The sequence below is a fragment of the Halomonas sp. 3D7M genome, from assembly GCF_014897885.1.
GTDB lineage: Bacteria > Pseudomonadota > Gammaproteobacteria > Pseudomonadales > Halomonadaceae > Vreelandella.
Genome location: NZ_JABUZF010000222.1, coordinates 16284 through 22448, shown reverse-complemented (window position 1 = coordinate 22448; position 6165 = coordinate 16284). Strand labels below are relative to the sequence as shown.

Sequence of the window (6165 nt, the reverse complement as noted above, 5' to 3'; positions counted from 1 at the left end):
GGTCGCGGGAAATATGGGTGATCCAGTCGCTGGAATGCATGCCTTGCGTCAGGCTTTCGCAATCGTCCGGTCGAGCGGCGAACGCTGGTACTTGGCCGAGCTTCACCGACTGCGTGCGGGACTGGCTCAAAAGGCGGGACGCCCCGATATTGCCAGCCGAGCGCTCGCCCATGCCGAAGCCGTAGCGCGGGCGCAGGGCAGGGTCGAACTGGTCACGTGAGAGCGGGTACAAAAGTTGGCCTCGGCAGTTGCGGAACGAGTCGCTTTGCAGCAATTAAATCTCAGCTTTTGTGTTCAAAATTGTGCATTACACAATCACGCTAGAGGCGTTAGGTGGCACGGGGGCAAAGAGGGGAAGGCTATTCGTCGAACCATTCGTTCAGCTAAAAGCAGGTGATATCGCCGCTAGTACCTGGGAGGGGAAGTGCGCCTAGAGCTGGCAATTGCAACCAGAATGGCGCTGAAAGAAGAAAAGAAGCTAAGTGTGCATGATAGCTTCTCGCGGTATAAGCCTCCCCGAGATGGGGAGGCATACACAGGCTATTAGCGCTTACTCTTCGCCAAAGTAGCGAGCGAAAATTTCGTCGTAAGTGCCGTTTTCTTTCAATTCAGCAAGGGCTTCGTTGAATTTCTCAGCGAGGGCTTCGTCACGCTGACGGAAGGCAATACCAAAACCTTCACCGAAAACTTCCTTGGGCTCGGTAACCATCTCTCCGACCACCTTGTAGTCGCTATCTTCGTTTTCAAGCAGGGTAGATTTACCCACTGAAAACTCTAGGAAGACAGCGTCCAGGCGCTCGGCGTCCATATCCAGCACCATATCATCGGCGGTGGAGTAGCGGTTGATAGTCGCGGTGTCGCCGAGGGTATCGGTGGCGAAGTTGTCATAGGTGGTGCCGCGCTGTACGCCAATGGATAAACCCTCAAGGGTTTCCACTGTAGCCTCTTCTAGGTCGCTGTCTGCTGGAGCGAACCAAGCGCCGGGCATGGTGATATAGGGGTCGGAGAAGAGCAGTGTCTGGCGCCGCTCTTCATTGATGGTCATCGACGACATAATGGCATCGTAGTTGCGCGATAGAAGGCCAGGAACAATGCCATCCCACTCTTGCTCGACCCACTCACAGGTCACACCCATCTGATCACATAGGGCGTTGCCAAGGTCGATATCAAAACCAGTCAGTTCACCATCGGCTGTGCGGTATTCCATTGGTTCGTAGGGAACGTCGACGCCAATACGTACATGGTCGTAATCCCGCGCCTGGGCAGAAGAGGCCGCGGCAATGGCTAAACCAAGCACAGATACTGTTAGTAATTTCTTCATTCTTATACTCCGTAGAAAGCAGGTTCACTAGAGGTGATCCCCTTTAACGTACCCTAGGTTAGGGCGAACGAAAAGAGGGAGCGTTGCTATGAACCAACGTTTGTTTGACGGTGCAACAAACGAGGCTGTTTTTATCACTCGATGCTTTTGTTGTTAAGTGCTCTTGATACGGTTCTCGTGATGCTAGTTATTTTGCGGCCTTAAGTGGGCCAACAGCTTTTTCTCCAGGAAACGGAAGAAGTACAAAATGGCAAATGTGAGGCAAAGATAGATCACTGCTACAAATAAGAAAGCATCAAACGGTGCGTAGAAGCGGGCATAAACGAAGCGTGCAGCCCCAGTCAGATCCATTAGCGTGACGACGCTGGCAATGGCGCTGGCATGCAGCATAAAGATAACTTCGTTGCCATAGGCGGGCAGGGCACGTCGGAAAGCGCTGGGCAGAATAATACGCCGCATCATCAGGTTCTGTGACATGCCGTAAGCCCTGGCAGCTTCAATTTCCCCTTTGGATGTCGCTTTGATAGCCCCTCGGAAAATCTCAGTCGTATAGGCCGCCGTATTAAGCGTGAAGGCAATCAGCGCGGGGTAGAAAGCTTCCCGCAGGATTGGCCACAAAAATGTTTCTTGGATACCGTCAACAAACACCACGCCATAGTAGATGATATATAGCTGAATCAGCAGTGGCGTGCCACGAAAGACATAGGTGTAAAAATAGATGGGTAAACTAATCCACTTATGCTTTGAGCTGCGCATAACGGCAAGTGGCACTGCCAGTATTAAGCCCGCTACCAAAGAAAGGAATACCAGTTGGGTTGTCGTGACTAGCCCTTCCCAGTAGTAGCCTAACGTATCTGGGGTGAAAATTACGTTGCCAGCTAGCAGGTCGTTGAACCACGCAGAAATATCCAGCATCTCATTGCCCCCCAAAGCCAATGTCGTAACGTTTTTGTAGCCGCACGAAGATCCACTCGGATACGCTGGCAATCAGCAAGTAAGCCGCTGCGACGGGAAGTAAGAAAGTAAAGGGTTCATGGGTGGCTCGGGAAGCCTCCGCAGCGACGCGAACCATATCTGTCAAACCGATCACTGATACCAGTGCCGTTGTTTTAAGCAGCACCATCCAGTTGTTAGATAAGCCAGGGAGTGCGTGGCGCATCATTTGCGGAAAGCGAATACGCCGAAATACCAACGCACTGCTCATACCGTACGCTTTTCCCGCTTCAATCTGGCCGTTATCCACTGCCATGAAAGCGCCGCGGAAGGTTTCACCCATGTAAGCGCCAAAAATGAACCCAATTGTCAGAACACCCGCCGCGAATGCATTGAAATTAATATAGATATCAATGTCATAATGGTCATAAAGCATATCGCTAATGGCGTTAACACCGATCTGACCACCAAAGAACAGCAGCATCATCAGCACCAAGTCTGGTACGCCGCGAATAACGGTGGTGTATACCGTCGCAGTGCGGTGCAGGAGCCAGCTGCGTGACATTTTGGCAGTCGCTGTTAACAAGCCAAGCACAATGGCTAGAATAAGCGATAGAACCGCTAATTGAATGGTAACGCCCGCCCCTTCGATCAGGCGGGGGCCATAACCTTGCAAATCAAGCATGGTGTGCCTCGCTGATCAATATTTGGGGGCCAGAAATTGCTTTAAGCGCGGTGATTGCGGATTGCCCAGTACATCAGCAGGCGCGCCAGCTTCTTCTACCAAGCCTTGGTGCAGGTAAATCACTTTGCTGGATACATCGCGGGCAAAACTCATCTCGTGAGTGACCACCACCATGGTGCGCCCTTCATCGGCTAAGCCGTGCATTACTTTCAAAACGTCGCCGACCAGTTCTGGGTCAAGCGCCGACGTTGGCTCATCGAACAGCATTACTTCGGGATCCATCGCGAGCGCTCGGGCAATTGCGCCGCGCTGCTGCTGTCCACCCGACATTTGCGCTGGGTAGGCATCAGCGCGTGCGCTTAGCCCAACGCGCTCGAGCAGTGCACGTGCGTGTTCGACAGCTTCTTTTTTGGGTTTTCCCAGGACATGAATAGGTGCTTCGATAATGTTCTCAAGCAATGTCATGTGGGCCCATAGGTTGAAGCTCTGGAAAACCATCGACAGCTTGGCACGCATTTGCACGACTTGTTTCCAATCGGCAGGTTCGCGGCCATGTTTGGTCGTTTTAAAGCGAATCTGCTCGCCATGAACGAACAGTTCACCCTCGTCAGGTTGCTCCAAGAGGTTCATACAGCGCAAGAAGGTACTTTTGCCAGACCCCGATGCACCTATCAGAGTGATGACATCACCCTTTTGAGCTTCGAGAGAGAGGCCTTTGAGAACTTCTGTATCGCCAAAGCGCTTTTTTATATTGCGCACTTCAAGGGGGGTAGGCGTATCAGCCATAACAGTGGCTCCAGTACAGGGTTGCCGCTACAGCAACAGGTTTAAAACATGTGCTTGATAGGCGGCTAGCGCGAAAAAAGGGGCGATTCTATCAGGCCTTGTGCGTATTGCGTGCTTTCCTTATGCGATTAATAAGAAAAACGTTTGTTTAATACACATCGATAAGCCTGGAAAAGCCTCTACGTTATTGTTGTTAAAGCATTTTTAACAAATTTTATTGATATGGTGCGTGACTCGTTAGCTGGCGTGAGTGGGGGCGACTAGCAGTGCTGCTCGTGCGCCAATCTCAACCTTTGCATTGGGAAATACCACATGCAGAGGCGTGTCCCCAACAATAAAATCACCTGCGACGCTATCTTTGGCGAGACAAGTGCCCGGCTCAAAACGGCTGAAATTGGGGACATCTTCATCGAAGCAAAGACGAAAGTTTTCAGCCTGACGCATTAGCTCATGCTGAACTTGGAAAAACCTCATTGTTTCAGCGGGCTTTTTAGGTGGCTGCTCCCCAGCGCTAAGCGCGCTAATAAGCGTTAACATCGGCGCTAATGCCGCCATATCGTTTTCTCCAAAGGGCGCAACGCGGCCTAATTCGAAAGTGAAGGCTTGGGCAGCGTGGTAGTGCTTACTGTAGTGAGAAAACGTCCAACTGTGCTGGTGTTGGTGTAGTACCGCTTGCATATCCGCCGCAGCAAGCCATTCCCACTGCTCTGGATTGATCAGGGTTTCTGCGAACGGCTCTACGACAAAGCGAGTATAGAGGCTACCGCGAATAGCCGTGTGTAAATCGTAGTGCAGTTTAGGCAGCGCCTGATGACGATTATAAAAACTGTCTACCGCTGACATTAGCTCGCGAGCCCTATCTGGTTCCTCGCCTGTTTCGGCGAGTTCGCGCTGAAATAAGCGGTTGAGGTTCGTCTTAATAAACCTCTGCTGGGCCTTTAAGGCAGGTAGGTTGCCTAAAATCACTAGCACGGGAGCACCAATGGTGACCGTACCGGCCTCTATCGCAGATAGCCAGTTACCCAACAGTTCCACGGGGGCTGTTTCGTTACCGTGTATCGCAGCAGAAAACACGCAAGCATGAGCTGCTGGATGAACGGTCGCCGGGGTTATCTCTAAAATCCCCGGTGCATGTAATTGGTAGGTGCCGCTGCCAAAGCGGCCTGACCGCGGAGAAGGGTGTTTGTCATCGAGAGTCCAATCAAGCCATTGGCCAAGCATGAAGTGTTCCTTGAGCAGGGAGCGTCAGCTTTTTGTAATGTTGTACCTTTAACACGCTGAAGCTTAACCACAAGGGGGGACGTCGATAGCATGAAAAACGCAGGTGCGAACATGAAAATTAAGCGCGAAAGTATCCATGCTCATTGTTGTATATGAAAGGGTGCTAATCGATAAAATCGAAGGAGAGCATCGAAAACATTCGCTTTTTTCTACGCTAAGCTGAGCTATTTTATTAACAGATTTTCATAAGCCCGTTTCATAAGACCTTTTCATAAGCTCAAGACGGGCAAGACACAGCGCTACCAGCAAACACTACAAGGAGTGGGTAATGGCAAAGGTATTAGTTCTTTATTATTCCATGTATGGGCATATTGATACGCTAGCGGCCTCGGTGGCAGAGGGCGCTGAAAGCGTTGATGGTGTGGAAGTTACCGTTAAACGTGTGCCCGAGACTATGCCAGAAGAAGCCTTCAAGAATGCTGGCGGTAAGCAGGACTTCACGACGCCAGAAGCGACGCCACAGGAGCTTGCTGACTACGACGCAATCATTTTTGGCACGCCAACGCGGTTCGGCAATATGGCTGGCCAGATGCGTACCTTCTTAGATCAAACCGGTGGGTTGTGGGCCAAGGGCGCGCTGCGCGGCAAGGTGGCGAGTGTGTTTACCTCTACCGGGACTGGCGGCGGTGATGAAATGACCATTACCTCCACTTGGACAACGTTGGCCCATCACGGCATGGTGATTGTGCCGATTGGCTATGGTATTGAAGAGCAGTTTGATATTTCCAAAGTGAGCGGTGGAACACCTTATGGCGCATCCACGCTTGCCGGCGGCGACGGTTCACGTCAGCCGGATGATCGCGAGCTAAAAATTGCCCATTTCCAAGGTAAGCATGTCGCCGAAATTGCTGCGAAGCTGGCGAGCTAACGCCCGTTTGCCAACACGCTTGAAACGCAATGCCTCACTGTTTTTACAGTGAGGCATTTTTTGGTTAGCCGCTAATGCGTTCAGCAATCGCTTGGCCCAGACTTAGCGTATTGCCTAGCCCGCCAATATCTCGTGTGAGTACTTGGCTATTGCCTTCGCTCAACACGTCTTCAATGGCTTTCACCATCGTATCAGCGGCTTCTTGATAGCCCAGGTGCTCTAGCATCATAGCACCAGACCAGATTTGGCCAATCGGGTTAGCAATACCTTTGCCAGCGATGTCTGGTGCGC

General features: G+C 51.5%; 8 protein-coding genes. 2 read left to right on the top strand and 6 right to left on the bottom strand.

Annotated elements, in window-relative coordinates; all coding sequences use genetic code 11:
- On the top strand, positions 1-220 hold a 220-nt coding region (locus INT22_RS12615; protein WP_193068322.1), incomplete at its 5' end, for a hypothetical protein.
- Positions 221-550: 330 nt separating this feature from the next.
- On the opposite strand, the gene INT22_RS12610 is transcribed toward INT22_RS12615, so the two are convergent.
- The 5 genes from INT22_RS12610 to INT22_RS12590 form a co-directional block, all read right to left on the bottom strand.
- On the bottom strand, positions 551-1321 hold the full coding sequence (locus INT22_RS12610) for a transporter substrate-binding domain-containing protein (RefSeq protein ID WP_089039402.1): 771 nt from the start codon (positions 1319-1321) through the stop codon (positions 551-553).
- A gap of 183 nt (positions 1322-1504) precedes the next feature.
- Positions 1505-2236 carry an ABC transporter permease gene (locus tag INT22_RS12605; protein ID WP_089039401.1) on the bottom strand — a complete coding sequence of 244 codons (732 nt, stop codon included), beginning with the start codon at positions 2234-2236 and terminating at the stop codon, positions 1505-1507.
- Between the two features lies 1 nt (position 2237).
- Positions 2238-2939: an ABC transporter permease gene (locus INT22_RS12600; protein ID WP_089039400.1), complete on the bottom strand. Its 702-nt coding sequence runs from the start codon at positions 2937-2939 to the stop codon at positions 2238-2240.
- A 15-nt stretch (positions 2940-2954) separates the two neighbouring features.
- Positions 2955-3725, bottom strand: a complete 771-nt coding sequence (locus tag INT22_RS12595; protein ID WP_089039399.1) for an ABC transporter ATP-binding protein — start codon at positions 3723-3725, stop codon at positions 2955-2957.
- Between the two features lie 237 nt (positions 3726-3962).
- The gene (locus INT22_RS12590) at positions 3963-4946 is read right to left on the bottom strand and encodes a succinylglutamate desuccinylase (RefSeq protein ID WP_193068321.1); all 984 of its coding nucleotides are present in this window, start codon (positions 4944-4946) and stop codon (positions 3963-3965) included.
- A 328-nt stretch (positions 4947-5274) separates the two neighbouring features.
- Here INT22_RS12590 and wrbA point away from each other — a divergent pair, with 328 nt between their 5' ends.
- Positions 5275-5874, top strand: a complete 600-nt coding sequence (gene wrbA, locus INT22_RS12585; RefSeq protein ID WP_193068320.1) for an NAD(P)H:quinone oxidoreductase — start codon at positions 5275-5277, stop codon at positions 5872-5874.
- Between the two features lie 64 nt (positions 5875-5938).
- Here the strand turns inward: wrbA and INT22_RS20955 are convergent.
- Positions 5939-6165 (bottom strand): isocitrate/isopropylmalate family dehydrogenase (locus tag INT22_RS20955; protein ID WP_264298845.1); only part of this gene is annotated, 227 nt, incomplete at its 5' end.

Coding starts and splice junctions, on each gene's coding strand:
- INT22_RS12610 (WP_089039402.1), bottom strand. CDS start 1,321: ATGAAGAAATTACTAACAGTATCTGTGCTTGGTTTAGCCATTGCCGCG.
- INT22_RS12605 (WP_089039401.1), bottom strand. CDS start 2,236: ATGCTGGATATTTCTGCGTGGTTCAACGACCTGCTAGCTGGCAACGTA.
- INT22_RS12600 (WP_089039400.1), bottom strand. CDS start 2,939: ATGCTTGATTTGCAAGGTTATGGCCCCCGCCTGATCGAAGGGGCGGGC.
- INT22_RS12595 (WP_089039399.1), bottom strand. CDS start 3,725: ATGGCTGATACGCCTACCCCCCTTGAAGTGCGCAATATAAAAAAGCGC.
- INT22_RS12590 (WP_193068321.1), bottom strand. CDS start 4,946: ATGCTTGGCCAATGGCTTGATTGGACTCTCGATGACAAACACCCTTCT.
- wrbA (WP_193068320.1), top strand. CDS start 5,275: ATGGCAAAGGTATTAGTTCTTTATTATTCCATGTATGGGCATATTGAT.